This is a genomic window from Sphingomonas sp. S-NIH.Pt15_0812, from assembly GCF_003951315.1.
Classification (GTDB): Bacteria; Pseudomonadota; Alphaproteobacteria; order Sphingomonadales; family Sphingomonadaceae; genus Sphingomonas.
Genome location: NZ_QLJH01000088.1, coordinates 1 through 1,779 on the forward strand (window position 1 = coordinate 1; position 1,779 = coordinate 1,779).

Annotated in this window: 1 protein-coding gene; it reads left to right on the forward strand. The window is 59.1% G+C overall.

Going from position 1 to position 1,779, the window contains the following annotated elements:
• Positions 1–827: 827 nt before the first annotated feature.
• On the forward strand, positions 828–1,619 hold the full coding sequence (locus tag BRX43_RS19975; protein WP_241215106.1) for a TonB family protein: 792 nt from the start codon (positions 828–830) through the stop codon (positions 1,617–1,619).
• The last annotated feature ends 160 nt before the right edge of the window (positions 1,620–1,779 follow it).

Consider the following 1,779-nt stretch of genomic DNA (forward strand, 5'->3'; position numbering starts at 1 on the left):
GACGTTCTCTCGCATATATCCGTGCTCCTTGGTCCCGCAGGCGTGCCTGCATCGACATCAGTGGAGCCGCTGGCCGGCGAGAACCGGCGTGCGCGCGGAGGGTGGACGTAACCATCCCGCCGTTTTTCGCAGCGGCGAATCTCTACGATGACTGGATCGACCGCGCAACACCTTGCATATCTGGCGGGGTGACCCACAATCGGTCATTCGACTTACCCTTCCCGCTCCCCAACTTCGGAGGCTTGTTCATCGTCGCGAACGACCGGCTTGCTACCCGGTCATCCACTGACGAATGTCGGGATCTGGAAGTAAGCCGACAGGCCGCTTTCAGGTTGCGACTATAGTTTAGCGGCCATACGATCAGGTGTCGTCTCCTCGACGCAGACGGATCAGAAGCCAAATTGCCGCTACGTTGATGGCGGCCGCTCCAAACGCAATCTGCAGCAGACTAAGGTTGCGTTCGTGGTCCGTAGGGCAGCTATGCCCCATTTCAGGCAGACAATCGCCCATGAGCGGGCCAAGCATGGTCATTGCGGCTAACAGCCAAACGCAGACTGTCAGTACCACCCCTGAACCAAAATAGCTTCGCATCTGCATCATCTCCTCACGGCTTGGGATGACCGCTTTCAGGCGGCTGTCAAACCGTCTGCTACGTCTGGAAGTGAGCGAAAGCGGCCGGCTCGGAAACGCTCAACAGCAGACGCCCAACGCTTTGATGTACTAGGTGCCGCTCGCCTAAGGCCGTAAGCACGTGGATTTTGGTTGCCACCAACAAATTCAAGGCTGCATGAGTTATTCGCCTAGGCTGGGCGTAATGGGGATTGGCAATGATCACGACACTGGTAGCCGCAGCGGCATTGATAACATCGAAGCAGCCATGGGCGGTTGAGTACGGCGCATCTCACTGTCGGCTGAGCCGGAAGTATGGAGCGGGGCAAGAAGCCGTCGAGCTCACCTTAAGCGATGTACTCGGCGATCCTAACCTGATGACGCTTACACTCGCAGCCGTGGACAACGCTCACCGGGCAAGAGAAGATGGCACTGCGTCGATCTTGTTTGGCCCCTCTGGCGCCACTCAGAACCCTAGCTTCTTCAGCACGGTTCCGGATGGCAGCAATAGTCGCATTGTGCAGACTACAATCGCAGTCCAACCTGAAGCCCCTTTAACATCGGCCTCGGCATTGCACGTAAAAGCAGGCAGCGTTGATGCGGCGGTCGCACCGGGTGTGACGGCCAAAGCCTTCAAGGCGTTCACAGCCTGCACCGACGATCTGCGCAGTCGGTTGGCCCTGAGCGGAGATGAAGCCTCACAGCTTTCGGAACCCGCTATTGGCCCAGCTCAACCTCAAGACTGGATCAGTGCTGACGACTATCCCAGGCTCGCCCGCGTCGACCGTAAGGAAGGGACCGTAGTTGCTGTTCTGAAGGTGGAGGCTAGCGGCCGTGTTGCAGAATGCCGGCCTGCCGTCTCCAGCGGTGACTCAGCCTTGGACACAACGACCTGCACCCTGCTCATCAGGCGTGGTCGTTTTCGACCCGCTCTTGGAAAAGATGGGGGGCCGATCACCTCCTACTACATCTGGCAGACAGACTGGAGACTGCCAGGCGCGGGCTCGTGAGGCGCACATAAAACGAAAGAGCGTTACATTCTCTGTAAGCGTGGTGTGACGACCGCAGATCAGGCAGCTTGCGCGGTCGGCCGATCTGCTGGCGGCATCCAGTTCCACGGCATGAGTTCGTCCCAGCGGCTGGCTGGCCAGTCGCCCGCGACCCTGGCGA

Excerpts from the sequence above, each read along its gene's own strand:
- BRX43_RS19975 (WP_241215106.1), top strand. The coding sequence starts at position 828 with ATGATCACGACACTGGTAGCCGCAGCGGCATTGATAACATCGAAGCAG.